We start from the raw sequence: 19,711 nt of genomic DNA, 5'->3' as shown, positions 1-19,711 counted from the left end.
TTATTTTTTCTCCATGCGCTTGACGCCACGCTCTTCGGTCAGCAATTTCATTTGTTGGATGGCGATGCGATTCAGCTTGGCCATACGTGTCGATTGATCCAACCCCTCGTGGAGGAATAACGCATTCAAAGTCTCCAGGTTGGCCAGGCAGACCAGTTGCGCTGCGTTGGCAAAATCGCGGATGTTCGCCTTTTCGTCGGGATTGGCATCACGCCACTGCCGGGCGGTCATGCCAAAGAGGGCCATGTTGAGGACGTCCGCTTCGCTGGCGTAAATCAGGCTCACCTGTTTGACGTCCAGCTCGGGCGGGATCAGGTTGGTCTGGATGGCGTCGGTATGAATGCGGTAGTTGATCTTGGTCAGATTGCGCCGGATGTCCCATCCGAGTTGCGCCTGCTCAATTTCTTTGAGTCGCTGAAATTCTTTAATCAGGTAAATCTTGAATTCCGGACTAATCCACATCCCGAATTCGAAAGCCAAGTCTTTGTGGGCATATGTGCCGCCATAACGGCCGGCTTTGGCTATCAGACCAATCGCATTGGTTTTGGCAACCCATTCCTTGACGCTGATTTTGTAGCTGTTAAGACCGGCCTGACTTTTAATTGTGGCGAATTCGCCATAATTAAAACCCGGATTGTGGACCGACTCCCAAATACCAAGAAACTCAACGGTGTTACGATTGCGTAGCCAATCGGAGATGAAAAAATCCCCGTCTTTGGCCTTGAGCATATCGGTCAGCGAAATGTAATCCTGCTCATTGATCGAAACGATATTAATTTCCGTTGCCAGCACTTCAATTTTTTGGCCTTTTCCCATCAGAGCCCCCTTGTGATGGCAAAATACTGCTTGGCATTTTCAGTTACGTGCTTCACCAGCTCCAGATCGATGCGATCTATATCTACAAATTTCAGCGCGGAACAAATTTTTTCTTCGCTGAACTCCCCATACAGCTGACCAATCGCCGCATTCAAGAAAGCAGGCGTGAGCGTCGAAATTTTGCAGAAGGATAGCACGACCCTCCGGCCGGTCCTCACTCCTGCAACAAGGCGATCATAAACTTTCTGTCCATCGGCGGAAGAAAAGCACAAATGGCTACCAACAACTTCAAATACAGACAGGTAAGTTTCGTTTGTCATACCGAAACCTCGACAATGGTCATAGTGTCGTTGCCGAAGATATCGACCACCTTCACCGCGATCTTGCGCCGGCCCGGCGGGCATTCGTGGGCGACGCTGATCAGCTCCAGAGAACGGTCCTTCTTGGTGCGGAAGGATTGCCACTCGTTCTCGAAGACGTAATCGCCGGTCCACTGCTCCTGCCATTCTCCGTCAATATCCTCACCGGACTCGTCCGCCGAAGCTCCTTTGGAGCGAAGGCGGATGATCTCGCGCTTGCCGTTCCAGACCAGCTCCACCTCGCGCTTGTCGTCGAAGAGTAAAAAGCGGTACTTTTCCGGAAATTCTTTATTCGAATCCAAATAACGGATAATCTCTTGTTTTTCCAGCTCTCTCAGTCGCAGCATGCTTATCGCCCCTCCTCCCGCCGACCGAGATACGCTGCAAAGCTCTCGGCGGCGATGACATCCATCAGCGGAATGTCTTCGATAGCCACCGTCTCATCGGCCAGCGCCTCGGTCACGAGAAACATCTGCTCCCAGGGAACCGGCGGCTTTTTGATCGACTTTAACCACCGGGTTGTCAGCACCAGACGTTCCAGCCATTGCTTGCGACGCGGCTGAAGAATTTTAAACAAGATCGCGTCAATACACCGCTCCGGGTCGATTTGCCTCTTCCTGCCTTGCGTCTTTTGCACAATCTTGTCAACGTCAACATCGTCCTCAAACCAGGAATAGGCAAACGTTTGTTGCACAAGCCAGGATGCCGAGGCAATGAACGCCTGTTCCCGGTAACGCTCGGTCACATAACGCGCCCCGCAACTTTCCAGCGCGTTGCGTAAACTTTTCAATTCAGCCATCACGTCGAGCGGCACCGCTTTCCACTGGGCACAGCCGAGTTGTTCGGCGATCGCAGCCAGCCAGTGGCTGGGAACCTTTCCATGTTCGGCACCATCGGCCAACGCCTGACAGATCCGTCTGTCAAGATAGTCTGACGTCGATTCGTGGGCTCCGGTTTCTGCCTTCAGCATCTCAATAAAATTGTTGCGCTCACGTTTGTTTGCCAAAGGGATAAAAAAGGCATCGGCGACCCCGGCACCCCGTTTGGGCATGATTGCACAGCACAGAAAGCCCTTTCCTTCGGGAATCATCACCTGAAAGGTCTGTGCCATGGCGCCATCGACACCGGACGCATAGACAACCGTGCCGCGCCGTGGCGGCAGCGGCGCACACTCCACGCGCGCGCGGCGGGCATTGGTCACGGTCTGGTCAATCTGCTTGCGCAGCTCCTCGGGGAACCAGTTGCGAGCGACAATCAGGCGGCGCAAAGTTTCCGGGGTCAGGAAGCGCCCCTCAACCTCCGCCAACTGTCGGGCCACGCCGCTCCGCACCTCGGCGACAGGATGAAACAGCATCAAGGCCGCCATTTCCCGAATCACCGGATGTTCTACTTCAAGCATATGCCGGCACAGTATCACCTGCACATCGCTGTCACCAACCAGCATCATTTGCAGCACAGCGTCGAGCAGTTCAAAAGGACTGCCGCTTTCGTGCTCTTCAAGCGCACTGAGCAACTCACGCATGCCCAGCTCGGGGTCCGCTACGAATTCCGGATCATGGTCAATTTTTACCAGCATTCGCTCGCTGTTGGCCTGGTGCAACAGCGGCAAAATTTCGATCCGGGTATCCAGCAACACCTGAGTGACCATGGCTCCCAGTTCCATGTCGACACTCTCGGCATAGACATGTCGAGCAAGAGCCGCCTGCCAGGTTTCAATCCGGCGCATTGCATCGGGACGACGTCGTTCCAGATCCGTGCGCAGGATATCACACACATCGGTTAAGACAGCCAGCGCCTCATCCAGTCGTGCGTCATCTTCGCGCATGTACAGCTCAACGATAAGTTTGGCCAGTTCATCCTCAGCCCGGTCGTAGGCAAGCAAAAAACGTTGCAGCTCTGCCTTTCTGAAATCATACCCGCTGAACGAATCCTGCTGATTCTGCAGGAAAAAATCAACCCATTCCGTCATATTTTTCGCAGCAGGGCGGGGTTCGGTGAGCCGTTGACCCCGCGCCCCTTTATTCCTCTTCAATTGTTTATTGGAAATTGGCGGGGATTTCACCGCAGCCTCAAGCAGCAGTTTAAAATTCGCAAAAAGGTCTTCGTCGGCAGGGGGGAGTGTATGCGAACGCGGCACCAGTCCCGGTTTCGGAAAGGCTTTGCCGCGATACGTTTTACCATCAACTTCCTTGCGTACCTGTTTATACCGTTTATACATCCTCTTCAGCCAATCGGGGTTGTTGTTGATCTCGGCAACGAAGATTTCCAGCAACTCCTTGGCCCCGGCCAGTTGTTTCTGATTCTCATTGAGAAACGGCCCGGACAACGGGTGGTCGGGATCGAATCCAAAGTCGATCGTGGCGACAATTTTTCCCTTGGCGTTGCAGACAAAAATCGCTGTTCGGCGGCAATCACAACCCTCCTCAACACAATAGGCCTCGATGAAGTGATATTCTCCCGCTTTCAGTTTGCCGACTTTTCGGAGCAGTGAAATCCCTAACATTTTTTCTTCGACTTCTGGAAAAATCAGCGGAAAAGGCACCATGCCCAAGGCATCATCTAAATTATTCATATCAATACTCCTGTATTTCCCGATACAACGTATCCCGCTCCACCGGAACCTTGCCCGCCTTGCGGATCAGGGCGCACAGTTGTTCTTTGTCGAGTTGCTGCGGCGAATCGGCTCCGGCGTCGTGGCCGATTTTCTCCTCGACCACCGTGCCGTCCAGATCGTTAACACCGAAGCACAGCGACACTTGCGCAATCTTCAGACCGAGCATCACCCAGTAGGCCTTGATATGCTGAAAGTTGTCGAGGTAGATGCGACTGATTGCCAGGGTTTTCAGGGCATCGATCCCGCCGACTCCCGTGGCACCGGGCACGCGGGTATTGTCCGGCTGAAAAGCCAGCGGGATAAACGCCTGAAATCCGCCGCTGAGATCCTGCAACTGACGCAATCGGGCGAGATGATCAACCCGGTCGGCAGGGGTTTCGAGATGACCGAAAAGCATCGTGGCATTGGTTTTCAGCCCGCAGCGATGCACGGTTTCGATCACTTCAAGCCAGCGCGCACCACTGATCTTTTCCGGACAGATTTTATTCCGCACCTGCGGCGCAAAAATCTCCGCCCCACCCCCGGGCAGCGATTCCATTCCGGCTTCTTTCAGCTCCAGAATCACTTGTTCCAATGGCTGCCCGGTCAATTGAGCAAAGTAGTCAATTTCTACGGCGGTAAACGCCTTGAGGTGCAGGCCCGGGTTGTCGGCCTTGATCGCCGCCAGCATTTCCAGATAAAAATCGAAGGGCAACGCCGGATGCAAACCGCCGACCATATGTAACTCGGTCGCCCCCGCCCTTTGCGCCTCGGCAGCTTTGGCAAGGATGTCGGTTAAGGTCAAGGTGTAACACCCCTCGTCATCGACCTCCTTGCTGAATGCACAAAAGGTGCAGCGATTGACGCACAGGTTGGTGTAATTGATGTGACGATTGACGTTAAAATAAACCTTGTCGCCATTCTTGCGCCGATTTGCCTGCGCCGCCAACGTTCCGATTGCCAGCAGGTCGTTGCACGCAAAGAGTGCCAGCGCTTCAGCGTCGGAAATCCGCGCACCTGCGTCTATTTTGATTCGTACCGTATCCAGCAAGCTGGTCATCGTGTCCACTATTTTGCAGCCCCCCAGCGCAGAAAAAGTTGATGTTCGACACCCAGCGCATCGAGGACTTTACCGACCACAAAGTTGACCAGATCATCGATAGTCTGCGGTCGATGATAAAAACCGGGCATGGCAGGAATGATCTGTGCCCCGGCACGACTCAATCTGAGTAAATTCTCCAGATGGATGTGGTTGAAGGGGGTCTCGCGAGGGACCAGAAGCAAATCGCCTCGTTCCTTGAGCATCACGTCTGCGCTTCGTTCGATCAGATTGTTACTCAGCCCCCCGGCAATCCGTCCCAGTGTTCCCATCGAACAAGGAATCACTACCATGGCATCGGCGCACGAAGAACCGCTTGCCAGTGGCGAGAAAAGGTCGTTTTCGGCGTAGATGGCCAACTGTTCAGAGGCCGCGAAGTGGTCATTGACTGCCGCTTTGAGTTGCTCAAATGGCATTGGCCAGTTCAGACCGGTTTCGTAGTTGAGAACTTCACGCCCGGCGTTAGTGAGGATTAGTCCGACACAACACTTGCTGCGTAATAATTCCTCGGCCAGTCTGAGGCCGTAAATTGTGCCGGAGGCTCCGGTTATCGCGACGACAATATTTTTCATAATATTCCAGATCGAATTTAAATCAGCGCATCAGCCAGAGTAAATACAAAGATTGTCACACTGATATAGCCATTCATATTAAAGAAGGCCGCGTCCAGTTTTGATAAATCGTTCGCCTTGACCAGCTGATGTTCATAGACAAGCAAACCGCAAACGACGATCACGCCAAGCAGATAAATAATGCCCAACCCCTCGACCGCAAGCAGACTGAGCAGCAACAACGCCATGATGACATGGAAGAGTTTCACCAGCAGCAAGGAACGTTCGACCCCGAGCCTGGCCGGGATAGAATGCAGACCATGATCCCGGTCAAACGCAATATCCTGCAATGCGTAGAAGATGTCGAACCCTGCGACCCAGAAGAGGACCGCCAGCCCCAACGCGACGACTGGCCATTGAACGTCACCGCGCAACGCGATCCAAGCTCCAACCGGCGCGCCTGCCAGACACACCCCCAGAACCACATGAGCCAGCAGGGTAAAGCGTTTACAATAGGCATAGAGGACAAAAAGCGCAAGAACGATCGGCGCCAGGAAAAAACAGAGGGGATTGAGCATCCAGGCGGCAAAGAGCAACACCCCGGCAGAGATGATCACGAACAACCACGCCTCGCTCGGCGCTACTTTCCCTGCCGGAATATGACGCCCGGAAGTACGCGGGTTCTCCGCATCGATCCTGGCATCAAGTATGCGATTAAGCGCCATCGCCGCACTGCGCGCGCCAATCATCGCCAGACAAATCCAGACAATCTGCATAATTGTCGGCGTTGTCGCGCTCGCCAGCGAAGCCAGAACCACACCCATCAGCGCAAAAGGAAAGGCGAAAACGGTATGGGAAAACTTGATCATTTCCAGCAAAATTACAATTTTTTCAATAACAACAGACAGACTCACAGCGTCACCCTTCACAAGCTCGTTAATGAGGCGATATGATAGCGGGAGACAGCGGAAGAAGCAAGATTTTCACTCCATTGTCTCGCGCAAACCATATTCTTCAAGGCGTCGTGTCACCAGTTGTTCAATGGCTGGCGAACGTTTGCAGGGCGCACCGTCGGTCGCTTTACGCGTCGCATCAAAGATACGTGCAGCGCCGATTTTTTCATTATCGTCATTGATATCCAGGTGGTTGATTGCCTGCCAGAAACACATCGACAGATCATGGACTTTCACTTCCTGATCGAACACAACCAGTAACCGCACGCCACGTAACCAGGGTCCGTCAAGGATATCACGAGCCAGAGACTGCACCGAAACAGAGGAGGATGCATTGATCGATACCAAGGCACAACCATGGAAAATCGCTTCGAGCGGCATACAGAGGTCATGCAGTGCGGGATGATCAATTTTCAGCAGAGGGAGAATCAACCGCTCAATCACTTTGCCAAGATAACAGTTTTCGGTTGGCGGACGACCGATAATGGTGGCCGGGATAATCGGTCGGTGACGATGACTCAGGTGGGTAATGTGGATCAGCGGACACCGGTGCTCCGGTTGGTAGTTGCCGGTGTGATTGCCATAGGGGCCTTCAATAAAACCTTCGCCCGTTACGACCTCACCTTCCAGCACAACTTCTGCGGATGCCGGAACGCGGAGCTGATGGGATAAACATGGTGTCATCCCCAGCGGTGCCGCACGCAGGTAACTTGCAAAAGCCACTTCATCGACGGTCTCAGGAAGTTTCATCGCGGCGCTGAAAAGGAGCGCCGGATCTCCACCCAGTGCGATTGCAATCGGCATCTTTTTGCCGCTGTCTGAATAAGCGCGGAAATTGTTCGCGCCATCAGAACCGTCATGCCAGTGTATCGCAAGATGGGTGGGATCAACCAGCTGGACACGGTAGATACCGCAGTTGTTACGTCGGGTAACCGGATTATCGGTAAAAACCTGAGCCAAAGTCAGATAACTTCCGCCATCATCCGGGAAGTTGCGCAACAGCGGGATCGTTGTCAGGTCGATATGCGCAGCAACGGCTTCGCGACATGTCGGCGCCTTGGCTATTACTGGCTGAAATCCGGGAACATTGACCAGGCGCTCCAAACGTTGTGCTGCTGTCTTTCCGGCACTGCCGCGTAAATCGATTTCAAGCCGTTGACTCAGCGCTGCAAGTCGCTCAACACCAGCAGCCCAGGCACAACGCTGCAAAGAGCCGTAAAGGTTCGTTGCGCTGGGCCAGTTATATTTATCAACCTGTTCGAAAAGCAGGCCGGGGCCACCCCCCTTGCGCTTGGCGACCCGATCAGTAAGTGCCGCGATTTCCTGATCTGCGCTGACCATCGTCCTGACCCGGTGCAGCTCCCCATGCTGTTCAAGGAGTGCAATAAAATCTTGCAACGATTCATATCTGCGCGGGATATTCATAGGCACATCTTAGTCAATTTGAACATGACTGTCAGGCATTTTCTCCACAACGTAAAAAGCCCCGGAAGAACCGGGGCTTTTTACATGCATTACAAACAAGTCAGAAAAGACCGAGCTTTGCCATTTCCATCACACCACCCGGCAGGATCCCCAGATACAAAACCCCGACAATCGCCAGAATAATTGAAATGAGCGCGCCAGTTTTAAGCGCAACCCATTCAAATTCTTCATTGGGATCGCGGAAATACATATAAACCAGCACCCGGAGGTAGTAGTAAAGAGAAACTGCGGAGTTCAGGACTCCAATCACCGCCAGCCAAATATATCCTGCCTCGACCGCACCGGAGAAAATGTAAAATTTACCAACAAAACCGGCCGTCGGCGGAATCCCCATCAGCGAAAACAAGAAAATTGCCATTGCGACACCGAGAAACGGTTGCTTGAAACCAAATCCGGCAAAACCGTCAAGCGTCAGATTGTTTTCGCCTTTTTTGCCCGCTAACGTGAGAACGGCAAAAGCACCAATGTTCATAAAGGTATAGGCGAGCATGTAGAACATAATACCCGAGATACCTATCGCATTTGCAGCGACAATTCCGACCAGCGCGTATCCAGCGTGAGCAATCGATGAGTAGGCAAGCATCCGTTTTATGTCGGTCTGGCTGATTGCGATCACGTTCCCGATCGTCATCGTGGCCACGGCAAGAACCCACAGCAACGACGTCCATTCATTTTCAAGGCCACCAAGTGCCAGAAGCAGAATACGTAGAAACGCAGCAAATGCGGCAGCCTTGGGTCCGGCGCTCATGAATGCGGTAATCGGCGTCGGAGCCCCTTGATAAACATCCGGCGCCCACATGTGAAATGGTGCCACAGCAATCTTGAAGAGGAGGCCAACACTCAGCAACAACATTCCCGCAATTGTCATCGGGTCGGTAAGAAGCGCCGGATGGTAAACAAAGTAGTTGCCAATATCAGTCAAGTTCGTGGTCCCGGAGACACCGTAGATCAGGGCAATCCCGTAGAGGAGGAAACCGGTCGAAAATGATCCTAGCAGGAAATATTTAAGGCCAGCCTCGTTGGAACGAACCTGTCCGCGAAAGAGACCTGACAATACATAAAGAGATATCGAGAGGACTTCGAGACCGAGAAAAATTGTCATCATGTCGGTGCCCGAGGCCATCAACATGGCACCTGCGGTGGTGAAAAGGATCAGCGGATAATATTCCGCGATCGGATAACCTTCACGCTTCAAGTAGTCATCTGACATCAAAATCGTCAATATCGACCCGAATATAAAGGTCATATTGAAGAAGCGGGCAAAATTATCCAGCGCCACATGGCCGCTAAACCCGAATTGATATGGCTGATTCCAGCCACTTGCCGTCGCTACGCCCGCTGCCACTAAACCGAAAAGGCAGATCAGTGAGATGTGGAACGTTCTTCCGCGTTTTGAAAAAACACCGATCAAAAGTGCGACCATACCGACCACGCACAAGATCAACGCAGGCATAATTGCCGCAAAATTTACATTGTCTATGGCTTGTTGCACCAACGAAGTGTCCATGAATGCTCCTCCAGAAGCCAGATATATAAGATCTTTACTTATTCAGCGTCAGCAGGTTCGGTTGTTCAACTTCAACAACCGCGACATGCTGCTTGCTCTTGACCTGATTAATCAGATTTTCGAGCGATGGGTTCATCTTCTCGAGAAAGACATTCGGATAAATGCCAATCCAAAACACAAACAGGAGCAACGGCAGCATCAGCACCATCTCGCGCACTGAAAGGTCGGCAAGCTTCTCGTTCGCCGGGTTGGTGACCTTGCCGAATATAACTCGCTGGAACATCCAGAGCATGTAAACAGCTGCAAAGATTACCCCGGTCGTGGCGATAACGGCGAACCAGCGCAATTCACTTGCAAAGGCACCGATAAGAATCAGAAACTCCCCGACAAAACCGTTAGTGCCAGGAACACCAATCGACGAAAGAGTGATAATCATAAAAACTGTCGCAAAAACCGGCATCACTTTCGCGAGGCCACCAAAGTCAGCAATCGCGCGAGTGTGGCGGCGCTCATAAATAAATCCAACAATAAGGAAAAGCGCACCGGTTGAAATACCATGATTGATCATCTGTAACATGCCACCGGCCAGGCCCTGGATATTCAGGGCAAAGATTCCGAGCATGACGAAGCCCAAGTGAGAAACGGAAGAGTACGCAACGAGCTTTTTAACGTCTTCCTGCATCATCGCTACCAATGCGCCATAAATGATACCAATAACAGCCAATAGCGCCAAGTATGGCAGGAACTGCTGAGTGGCCTCGGGGAAAAGCGGGATCGCAAAACGAACATAACCGTAGGTTCCCATCTTCAACATAATTGCGGCCAATATGACTGAACCGGCAGTTGGTGCTTCGGTATGGGCATCGGCCAACCAGGTATGAACCGGGAACATCGGCACCTTGATCGCGAAACTGAGGCCAAAAGCGAGAAAGAGTAATGTCTGGAGTTCCGGCTCCATCGACATATTGTAGAAGTCAAGGATGCTGAAACCGTCGATATTGATTCCCGACTGAACCGCGTAGTAGTAAATGTACATAATCGCGACCAACATCAACAACGAGCCAACCGCGGTGTAAATAAAGAACTTGATGGCGGCATAAATACGGTTTTTACCCCCCCATATGCCGATCATGAAGTACATAGGAATCAGCATCAATTCCCAAAAAATGTAAAACAGGAAGAGATCAAGAGCGATAAACGCACCGAGCAATGCAGTTTCCAGCAATAACATCAAGGCCATGAAGCCCTTGATGTTATTCTCAACCGCATTCCATGTCGAAAGAACCGTAATCGGCATAATAAACGTCGTCAGCATCACCAGCCACAAACTGATACCATCGATACCGACAAAATAGTTCATCCGGAAAAAATCGCCGATATTGATCCAGTTGACGAATTCAACGTACTGCATCTCGGCAGATGTCTTGAAAATGTCATTGAAAGCCAGCGGCAAACTGGCCAGAAAAACGATGAGCGTCACGACCAGCGTGCAGCCCTTCAGCAGCGGACCGTTGTCGCGGGGAAGGAAAAGTACGACAATCATACCCACCAGCGGAAGGAAGGTCAGCAAGCTCAGAAGATGTTCAGTCATTGTAAATCGCTCCTTATATCAAACTAGTGCAGTATTCTCAGCGGAGGATGTAGAACCCAACGATGAACAACATGCCGACAACCATCATGAAGGCATAGTTGTGAACATAACCGGACTGCGTATAGCGCAGCAACATCGAACTGACGTTAACCAGTTTGCCAACACCGTTCACGATTCCGTCAACAACCCGCACATCAATCCCTTTCCAGAGAAAGGTGCCAAGCCGCTTGATCGGATTGACAAACAATGCGTCGTAAATTTCATCGACGTACCATTTATTGAAGATCACCCGATGGATCCCTGTAAACTTCGCAACAAACTGGCCGGGGAGCGCCGGGTTTTTAATATACATTGTCCAGGCAAGGAAAATCCCGAAGACCGCGATACCGACTGAAATTGCCATTAACGCGTACTCGGTGGCGTGTGTTCCATGCGCAGTGATGTTGTTAAGCTTAATGGCTTCGCCAAAGACCGGCTCAAAGTAGTGATGAATATGATTGGCACCACCAAGAATCGCTGGAACACCAACATAACCACCAATCACCGCGAGGAGTCCTAAGATCATCAACGGAAGAGTGATGGTCAGCGGCGACTCGGGGATATGATCTTTGGCGCGAGCGTCAGTACGCTGCTCACCGAAAAAGGTCATAAACACCAAGCGGAACATGTAGAAAGCGGTCATACCAGCGGCGATTGCACCAAGCAGCCAAAGCGACCAATGTCCGCGATTGGAGCCGAATGCCCACCAGAGAATTTCATCCTTGGAAAAGAATCCGGAAAAAAACGGAATGCCTGAAATTGCAATCGTTGAGACAAGAAAGGTAATGAAAGTGATTGGCATCTTCTTGCGCAGACCACCCATGTTGCGCATATCCTGCGGATCATCATGCAGGTGCGCATGATGATAACCATGATGCATTCCATGAATAACTGAGCCGGAGCCGAGGAAGAGACAAGCTTTAAAAAATGCATGAGTCATCAGGTGGAAGATACCGGCGCTGAATGCACCGACACCCATCGCCAAAAACATATATCCAAGCTGGGATACGGTCGAATAAGCCAGGACCCGCTTGATGTCATTTTGTGCCAAACCGATGGTCGCCGCAAAAAGTGCAGTCGCTGCACCAACGGTGGCAACGACCATCATTGTCGTCGGTGCCATCGCAAAGAGTCCACACATCCGCCCGATCATGTACACACCCGCTGTAACCATTGTTGCGGCATGGATGAGGGCCGAAACCGGTGTCGGACCTTCCATCGCATCGGGCAACCAGGTATATAAAGGGATTTGTGCTGATTTACCGCAAGCACCCAGGAAAAAGCACAATGTAATGATCGTTACAATTACGCCGCCCGATTCAAGCAAATGAGCGTTTGCAGCAATTTCAGTAAATTGAATTGTCCAGACGCCCTTGCTTCCGAGAGTCCAGAAGAGCAGGAAAAGACCAAGAAGAAATCCAAAATCGCCAATCCTGTTGACAACAAAAGCTTTCTTGGCGGCATCGCTAGCGCTCTTCTTCTCAAAGTAGTAACCAATCAGCAGGTAGGAGCAAAGCCCCACACCTTCCCAGCCGATAAACATAACCAGCGCATTGTTACCCAAGACGAGCATAAGCATTGAGAAACAAAAAAGATTCAGGTAAGAGAAAAAGCGATAGAATCCCTCTTCACCGTGCATGTACCCGATAGAATAGAGGTGAATCAACGAACCCACCCCGGTAACGACCATGATCATCAGCGCGGACAGAGGATCAAGAAGGAACCCCCAGTCGATGCTCAGCTGACCGACATTTATCCAAGTTCCACTCCCCAAGGGGCCGAACAGGGCAATTTCATGCACTTTCCCGGAATCGCCGAGAAGTTGGAAAAAATATTTGCAGGAAACTACGAAGGAGAGTGCGATGGCCACGGTGGAGATCCCGCCGATCACCTTCTCGTTCTTGATCTTCTTGCCGAAAAGTCCATTAAAAATGAACCCCACCAGCGGGAAGAACGGAATAAGCCACAACTTGTCGTACATCTATGTCTCCTCTATCCGAATTAGATTAAACCGCTCGATCAATCTGATCGCCGTTACCATTTAAGCAGGTTCATATCCTCAACGTCGATCGATTCCCGATTACGGTAGAAGGATATCATCAATGCCAAACCGACAGCCGCTTCAGCGGCGGCAACCGTCATGATGAAGAACACAAAAACCTGACCGTCCATACTGCCGAGATGTCGTGACAACGCAATAAATGTAAGATTCACCGAATTAAGCATAAGTTCGATACACATGAAAATCACGATGGCATTCTTTCTGGTGAGAACACCGAAGGTTCCCAGCGAGAAGAGAATCGCGCTCACAGCCATGTAGTGGTATACGGTAATCATTATCGGTCTCCTGTCCGTTTTCTTTTATTCAGACTTCTTTTTTAGCCAGTATCACGGCACCGACAATCGCCACCAGCAACAAGATTGATGTGATCTCAAACGGCAGGAGGAAATCGGTAAAGAGTGCCTTGCCGATCAGCTCAGTGTGGCCGAAATCCTGAATCAGCTCCGTTGTGACGTTCCCCTGCATCCCGGTGATGCTGCCACGTTTGACAAAAAAACCGGTGACAAGCAGGGTCAATATGCCACAAATCGCTCCCCAGACCACGCCATGGGTATACTTGCGGTGGGCGTCAGCGCCCAGATTCAGGAGCATAATGACAAAGATAATCAGCACCATAATCGCCCCGGCGTAAACCATGACCTGAATCGCCGCCATAAATGGTGCGGAGAGCATGACATAAAAGACCGCCAGGCAAAAAAACGTATTGACCAAGGCAAGCGCACTATGTACCGGACTCTTGCAACTGACGACAAGCACCCCGGACAGGACCGCCACGAAGGCAACCAGATAGAAAAAGAGCAATTCGAGTAATTCCATGGGTATGAACTCCTATACGCTTACTTAAGAAGGCGCTTTTTGTTGAACTTGAAATCTTCGCGGCGGAAATTGGCGAGTTCATACTCTGCTGTCATTTCCAGCGCCTCAACCGGACAGGCTTCGACGCAATAGCCACAGAAAATACAGCGCAGCAAATCAATCTCATACACCTGCGGATACTTTTCACCCTTTTCGTTCTCGGCCGCTTCGACGGTGATGCACTTGGCCGGACAAACTGTCGGACAAAGGTAGCAAGCAACACATTTCTCCCGATCCTGTGTCGGCACCAGTCGATGCAGCCCGCGAAAACGTGGTGAGGGCGTGAGCCGCTCATCGGGATATTGTACGGTCGTTGAATGTCCCGGCAGCAGATGTTTGAACGTAATGCTCAGACCTTGAATGAATTCTTTGAACATGAGCGAATCCTCTTTATGACGTCTATCGGTTAATCGTTACCGGTTCAGTTGACCAGCACCACCACGAATCCGGTGATAACAATATTGGCCAGCGCCAGCGGCAGGGCGATCTTCCAGCCGAGATACATCAACTGGTCGTAACGTACCCGCGGAAATGTTGCGCGTAACCAGATAAAGAAAAACATGAAGGCAAAAACCTTGCCGAGCAGGTTAACCGCGCCAAAAGGGGTCGGACCGGACCAGCCGCCAAGAAAGAGCGTCGCAGCAATCGCGGAGATGACGATCATGTTGGCGTATTCTGCCATGAAGAAGAGTGCATACTTCATGGACGAATACTCTGTGCAAAATCCAGAGACCAACTCCGACTCTGCTTCCGGCATATCAAACGGAGTACGATTGATCTCCGCCAGACCACAAACAACGAAGAGGCAGAAGGCCAGCGGTTGCTTGAAAACATACCAGTGAAGGACAGATGCCGACTGAGCATCGACGATACCGCGCGTGCTTAGTGTTTCCGACAACATGAAAACCGCGACGATAGCCAGGCCGGCAGACAGTTCGTACGACACCATCTGCGCCGATGCCCGTACCCCGCCGATCAAAGAGTACTTGCTGTTTGAACTCCAGCCAGCCAGGACTGTCCCGTAAACCCCGAGGCCCGCCATGGCAAGGATGTAGAGCACCCCGATATTCAACTCGGCAACCTGCAACGGAATGCTATAATTACCGATTTGCAGATCTGCTCCAAACGGAATGATTGCAACGGTAATCAACGACGGAACCAGAATCATCATCGGCGCCAGAATGTAAGAAACCTTGTCGGCCTGTGAAGGAACAATGTCTTCTTTGAAAAACAATTTCATCCCGTCAGCAATCGGTTGTAACAAACCGTGCCAGAAAGTCCGCATCGGACCGAGGCGCGTCTGCATATGACCGATGACCTTCCGCTCCACCCATGTGGCGTAGGCAACAATAAACAAGACTACACCAAAGACCACGCCGATTTTAACCAGCATCGCTGCAAGGAACAGCAGTGGGTGACTCGACAGGCTCAATACCTCAACTTCTGGCGTCATGATCAATCCTCTTTCCTGGATATTTAATTAACCGGGACCGTCAGTTTCTGTTCTTATTTCGAAATTTCAACTGCAACTGAAGCTTCACCCTTGTAGAGGCGATTCAGCCCGGCGCTGGCAAAATGATAGGGGGCAAACAGAACCCCTTGTGGCAACCGGTTATCCACCTTGGCTTGAAGTTGCAGTTCACAGCCGGAGCCCTTAACCTTAACCATGTCCCCATCGACAAGCTGCAATGCTGCAGCATCTTCGCGTCCAAACTCAACATACGGGGCAGAGATCACCGCATTCGGACCCAAGGCGTGTGTTGACGTTGTGCCACTATGATACAGGGCACTGCCGGTGACCAACTGAAACGGGGCATCAACGGTCACCCCGCCCCCAACCGGTACGAGTTGTTTCGACACCGTCAAATGATCGCCGCCCCAGACTGCACCCTGCAACCCGATATCGGCGTAGCCGATCCCGGCATAGACCGTGCCAACTTTCAACGCATCAAAGATCGCTTCGGTGCCGGTGTAAACAACATTGTCCCCGAGGCTCACCAACAGTGCCTGAAAAATCGCCTGATCGGTCTTTGCCAAGCCAGGGCTGGTAATCCCCGGATGCAGGCGCTGCAAGCGCCGTTCGGCATTGGTGAAGGTGCCCTCCTTCTCGGCAAAACTCGCTGCGGGAAGAACCACATCGGCCTGCTTCGCGGTCTCGGTCAGAAACAGATCCTGGACGACCACAAATTCCGCTCCGGCAAGCGCCGCCTTGACTTTATCTTGATCCGGGTAGGAAACCAGCGGATCTTCATTGACTATATAGAGGGATCGAACCTGACCTGCTGCCGCAGCAGCCAACATAGCTTGAGCCCCCAGCCCCTGGTCGCCGGGCAAAACAGTGAGATCAATCGCGCCCTGACTGTTGGCTTTTTCACCGCAAAGGTACAGCCCGCTCCCCTCGCGTCCGGCATTTCCTGTCAAAATCGCAATATTGGCAGCAGCGATCGCCAGTTCTTTACTGTAAGCCGTGTACGGCAAGCCGTAGGCCAGTAGGATCGCACTGTTTTTTGCTGCGGCCAGTTCACGCGCGGTCTGCTGTAAAGCGTCTGCGGTCACCCCGGTCGCCGCCGCAACCTGCTCAGGGGCAAACCCGGCCAATGCTTTTTTGAGTTCGTCCAGTCCAGCGACACCGTCAGTCACTGCCAGCCCCTCGTCCAGCAACACCCGGGCAATGCCATTCAGCACATTCAATTCCAGTCCGGGTTTGGTAACCAGCGACCTGGCATCCGGCAATTTGCCAAACTTGCCGCGTTTATCCGCAACAATCGACAGCTTGGCATGGTTGCGTTTGACCGCCTGATTGACCACCATACCGAAAACCGGATGGGTTTCATAAAAATCGGAGCGAATCACAAGAATCGCGTCAGCCTTCTCAACCTGCGGAAAAGTGGCCGTAGAAGCACTCACCCCGAGTGTCTGCTTAAGCCCTTCGGTCACCCCCTTGTAACACTCTCCACCGGAATGATCGAGGTTGGCCGTTCCGACGGTCGCCGCCACTTTCTTAAACAAATAAAATTCTTCATTCGTCAAGCGTGCGCCGGAGATCATTCCCAGAGTCTTCCCCGCAGCCTTAAATCCCTGACTGACAGCAGCCAGCGCTTCGTCCCAACCTGCCTTGACCAATTGCCCATCTTTACGAATCAGTGGCGTCGTCAGTCGCTCCGTACTGTTCACGTAGGAATAACCAAAACGACCACGGATACACAGGTTGCCATCGTTAACACCGGTCTTGTCGTTAAAGCGAATGGTTTCAACTTTGTTGGCTTTAACACCTAAGGTCACCGTACAGCCGTTGCCACAATATCCACAGACCGTATTGACTTCCTTGATCTGCCAGGGACGGGCTTTGAATTTAAATGGTCGCGGCAGGATCGCACCGACCGGACACATGGAAACGCACTGCCCGCAAAACTCGCAGTCAAGACCACGGTCAAAGGCCGTTGCAATCTTTGTTTCAAAACCGCGATTGACGAACGAATAGGAACCGAATCCGACGATCTCGTCACACACTCGCACACACTTGCCGCACAACACACAGCGATTCATGTTGCGTTCAATTAACGGATTAACCTCATCAGTCGGCAGATCAAACTTTTCACCCTGGAAGCGATTAGTGACGACTTCGTATTCGTAGGTCAGATCCTGCAAATCACATTCACCGGCTTTATCACAGACCGGGCATTCAATAACGTGATTAACCAGCAGGAACTCCAGTACGGTCTTGCGCACTTTGCGAATTTCGGCGGAGTTGGTCGTAACAACCATGCCTTCAGTGACAGGCGTTGTACAAGAAGGAATCAAGCGTCCCTTCATCTGCTCAACTTCGACCAGACAAACCCGACAAGCACCGTAAGGTAAAAGTTTCTTAGCGTAGCAGAGCACCGGGATGTTAATGCCAGCCTCTTTGGCGGCATCGTAAATCGTTGCCGTCCTGGCTACCGTGACCTGCTTGCCGTCAATCGTAAGTGTGACCATTGTGACCTCTTATCTCAATCAGTCGTAACTTGGTAAGTTATTCGATTGCCATGAAACGACAGGCGTCATAACAGGACGTACATTCCGTACACTTGTCGGCATCGATATACGCAGCCTGACCCTTTTCCCATCTAATGGCATTCACCGGACAAACCTTCGGGCAAACTCCGCACTTTTTGCACTTCTCTTCAACAACCCTGAAGTGAAGCAGATGTCTGCACGAATGGGAGGGACACTCTTTGTCCCTGATGTGCGTCTCATACTCGTTTCGGAAATAGCGCAATGTTGACAAAACCGGATTCGGTGCCGTCTGGCCAAGACCACAGAGTGAACTCTTCTTGATGTCGTATGCCATATCCTCAAGAAGTTCAAGATCGCCCTCGCGTCCTCTGCCCTGAGTGATCCGCTCCAGAATTTCGAGCATGATCTTCAGTCCAATCCGGCAGGGAATACATTTTCCGCACGATTCAGCCCGGGTAAAGTTGAGGAAGAAACGTGCAATATCGACCATGCAGGTGGTTTCGTCCATCACAACCAGACCACCGGAACCCATCATTGCGCCGGCTTTGATCAAGGAGTCGTAGTCAACCTCTGCACCCAACGCCTCGGTCGGAAGGCACCCACCTGATGGACCGCCCGCCTGTACCGCCTTGAATTTACGGTTATTGAGAATACCGCCGCAGACGTCATAGATAACTTGTTTCATCGTCGTCCCGGCCGGAACCTCTACCAGACCGGTATGTTTAACCTTGCCGGTCAAGGCGAAGATCTTGGTTCCCTTGGTCCCTTCGGTGCCGATCGAGCTGTACCAGTCCGCGCCGTTGTAAAAGATGTAGGAAACGTTGGCAAACGTCTCAACGTTGTTGATATTGGTCGGTTTACCCCACAACCCCTTGACTGCCGGGAATGGTGGACGGGGACGGGACATGCCACGATGACCTTCGATTGAAGCCATCAACGCCGTCTCTTCACCACACACGAAAGCACCGGCACCCGCCTTGATCCGCATATCAAGATCGAATCCAAGCCCCATGCAATTCTTGCCGAGGTAGCCTTTCTCATAACAGGTATCGATCGCCATCTGCAATCGTTTGATCGCCAGCGGATACTCGGCACGCACATAGACATAGGCAAATTTGCAGCCGATGGCATAGGCACCGATCATCATCCCTTCGATCAGACCATAGGGGTCACCTTCAAGGACCGATCGATCCATAAACGCGCCTGGATCCCCTTCGTCGGCGTTGCAAATCAGGTATTTTTCTTCACCCGGCGTAGCCTTGCAGAATGACCATTTGACGCCGGTAGGGAAACCACCCCCCCCTCGACCACGCAGGCCGGAGCGCTTAACTTCTTCAATGACCTCAGACGGGGCCATCGTCACGGCTTTTCTGATGCCGGTGAACCCGCGGTGCGCAATAAAGTCATCCAGACTCTCGGCATTGATTGTTCCACAGCGTGAGAAGATAATGCGCTGTTGCTTTTCAAGAAAACTGGCGTAATAGGGTCCTGCGACACTTTTTTCAACCGGCGAATTCGCAATGACATGCTCGGCAACGATTTGCGGCACAAGTTCGGGTGTCACAAAATCGTAGGTCACGCCCTCTGCACCCGGCATCACAATATCAACCAGCACATCGTTGGCGCACAGCCCCCGGCAACCGGTGCCGACAACTTCGCAACGTTTGCCAACCTTGGCTTCGACACCCTGCTTGGCAAATTCCGCCTCAAAGGCATCGGCAACCGCCGCCGCACCGGAAGCGAGGCCACCGGTACCCTGACAGATCAGAACTTTGATTTTTTCAGCTTGTTCGGCCATATGAACA

General features: G+C 51.9%; 17 protein-coding genes. All 17 read right to left on the bottom strand.

Features of this window, described 5'->3' with window-relative positions; genetic code table 11:
• Nucleotides 1–816, bottom strand: coding sequence for a KilA-N domain-containing protein (locus tag K0A93_00555; GenBank protein MBW6510591.1), 816 nt, complete (start codon nt 814–816; stop codon nt 1–3).
• Entirely contained in the window at nt 816–1,136 is a 321-nt protein-coding gene (locus tag K0A93_00550) for an STAS-like domain-containing protein (protein ID MBW6510590.1), read from the bottom strand. Before K0A93_00550 ends, K0A93_00555 begins: the two co-directional genes overlap by 1 nt.
• The gene (locus K0A93_00545; protein ID MBW6510589.1) at nt 1,133–1,522 is read right to left on the bottom strand and encodes a hypothetical protein; all 390 of its coding nucleotides are present in this window, start codon (nt 1,520–1,522) and stop codon (nt 1,133–1,135) included. Before K0A93_00545 ends, K0A93_00550 begins: the two co-directional genes overlap by 4 nt.
• A 2-nt stretch (nt 1,523–1,524) precedes the next feature.
• Nucleotides 1,525–3,747, bottom strand: a complete 2,223-nt coding sequence (locus tag K0A93_00540) for a hypothetical protein (protein MBW6510588.1) — start codon at nt 3,745–3,747, stop codon at nt 1,525–1,527.
• Nucleotide 3,748: 1 nt separating this feature from the next.
• Nucleotides 3,749–4,828 (bottom strand): aminofutalosine synthase MqnE, encoded by a 1,080-nt coding sequence (gene mqnE, locus K0A93_00535; GenBank protein MBW6510587.1) that lies wholly within the window; start codon nt 4,826–4,828, stop codon nt 3,749–3,751.
• A gap of 8 nt (nt 4,829–4,836) precedes the next feature.
• Nucleotides 4,837–5,439 (bottom strand): UbiX family flavin prenyltransferase, encoded by a 603-nt coding sequence (locus K0A93_00530; GenBank protein MBW6510586.1) that lies wholly within the window; start codon nt 5,437–5,439, stop codon nt 4,837–4,839.
• A gap of 17 nt (nt 5,440–5,456) precedes the next feature.
• On the bottom strand, nt 5,457–6,287 hold the full coding sequence (ubiA, locus tag K0A93_00525; GenBank protein MBW6510585.1) for a putative 4-hydroxybenzoate polyprenyltransferase: 831 nt from the start codon (nt 6,285–6,287) through the stop codon (nt 5,457–5,459).
• A 114-nt stretch (nt 6,288–6,401) separates the two neighbouring features.
• On the bottom strand, nt 6,402–7,796 hold the full coding sequence (locus K0A93_00520) for a UbiD family decarboxylase (GenBank protein MBW6510584.1): 1,395 nt from the start codon (nt 7,794–7,796) through the stop codon (nt 6,402–6,404).
• A 100-nt stretch (nt 7,797–7,896) separates the two neighbouring features.
• Nucleotides 7,897–9,363, bottom strand: coding sequence for an NADH-quinone oxidoreductase subunit N (locus tag K0A93_00515; protein ID MBW6510583.1), 1,467 nt, complete (start codon nt 9,361–9,363; stop codon nt 7,897–7,899).
• 34 nt (nt 9,364–9,397) lie between these two features.
• Nucleotides 9,398–10,954: an NADH-quinone oxidoreductase subunit M gene (locus K0A93_00510; GenBank protein ID MBW6510582.1), complete on the bottom strand. Its 1,557-nt coding sequence runs from the start codon at nt 10,952–10,954 to the stop codon at nt 9,398–9,400.
• A gap of 37 nt (nt 10,955–10,991) precedes the next feature.
• Entirely contained in the window at nt 10,992–12,974 is a 1,983-nt protein-coding gene (nuoL, locus tag K0A93_00505; protein ID MBW6510581.1) for an NADH-quinone oxidoreductase subunit L, read from the bottom strand.
• A gap of 53 nt (nt 12,975–13,027) precedes the next feature.
• On the bottom strand, nt 13,028–13,330 hold the full coding sequence (gene nuoK / locus K0A93_00500; protein ID MBW6510580.1) for an NADH-quinone oxidoreductase subunit NuoK: 303 nt from the start codon (nt 13,328–13,330) through the stop codon (nt 13,028–13,030).
• 28 nt (nt 13,331–13,358) lie between these two features.
• The gene (locus tag K0A93_00495; GenBank protein MBW6510579.1) at nt 13,359–13,871 is read right to left on the bottom strand and encodes an NADH-quinone oxidoreductase subunit J; all 513 of its coding nucleotides are present in this window, start codon (nt 13,869–13,871) and stop codon (nt 13,359–13,361) included.
• A gap of 20 nt (nt 13,872–13,891) precedes the next feature.
• Nucleotides 13,892–14,287, bottom strand: a complete 396-nt coding sequence (locus K0A93_00490) for an NADH-quinone oxidoreductase subunit I (GenBank protein MBW6510578.1) — start codon at nt 14,285–14,287, stop codon at nt 13,892–13,894.
• A gap of 44 nt (nt 14,288–14,331) precedes the next feature.
• A complete protein-coding gene (gene nuoH, locus K0A93_00485; protein ID MBW6510577.1) occupies nt 14,332–15,363 on the bottom strand; it encodes an NADH-quinone oxidoreductase subunit NuoH in 1,032 nt (343 codons plus the stop codon).
• A gap of 53 nt (nt 15,364–15,416) precedes the next feature.
• Nucleotides 15,417–17,885, bottom strand: coding sequence for an NADH-quinone oxidoreductase subunit NuoG (gene nuoG, locus K0A93_00480; GenBank protein MBW6510576.1), 2,469 nt, complete (start codon nt 17,883–17,885; stop codon nt 15,417–15,419).
• A gap of 37 nt (nt 17,886–17,922) precedes the next feature.
• Nucleotides 17,923–19,704 carry an NADH-quinone oxidoreductase subunit NuoF gene (nuoF, locus tag K0A93_00475; protein ID MBW6510575.1) on the bottom strand — a complete coding sequence of 594 codons (1,782 nt, stop codon included), beginning with the start codon at nt 19,702–19,704 and terminating at the stop codon, nt 17,923–17,925.
• Nucleotides 19,705–19,711: the final 7 nt, after the last annotated feature.

Source organism: Desulfuromonadaceae bacterium (genome assembly GCA_019429445.1).
GTDB lineage: Bacteria > Desulfobacterota > Desulfuromonadia > Desulfuromonadales > JAHYIW01 > JAHYIW01.
The sequence above is the reverse complement of the archived record's forward strand: the minus strand, read 5'-3'. Positions and strand labels throughout refer to the sequence as shown.